Source organism: Salmonella sp. SAL4457 (assembly GCF_046548235.1).
Classification (GTDB): Bacteria; Pseudomonadota; Gammaproteobacteria; order Enterobacterales; family Enterobacteriaceae; genus Salmonella; species Salmonella enterica.
In genome coordinates, this window is sequence record NZ_JBGDZO010000680.1 from 1 (window position 1) to 263 (window position 263).

The 263-nt window shown below is 71.9% G+C and carries 1 protein-coding gene; it reads right to left on the reverse strand.

Annotated elements, in window-relative coordinates:
• The coding region (locus tag ACLJNW_RS25905) for a M20/M25/M40 family metallo-hydrolase (protein ID WP_410961467.1) at positions 1-263 on the reverse strand (263 nt) is incomplete at both ends.

The following is a 263-nucleotide window of genomic DNA, read 5'->3' on the forward strand; positions in this document are numbered from 1 at the left end:
GCTTGCCCTTGTGGCCGAGCACCGGCTTCAGCTCGGTGGGCTCGCCGATGATGCACAGCAACGGCTTGTGCGGACGCCGCTCCAGCGCCGCGAGCAGCGAACGGACGCCCAGGCAGCCGACTTCCTCGTCGTAGGAGAACGCCAGGTGCACCGGCAGGCGCAACGGCGCGGCGAGGAACGCCGGGACGGCCGCCAGCACGCAGGCCAGGTAGCCCTTCATGTCCGCCGTGCCACGCCCGTAGAGGCGGCCATCGCGCTCGCTG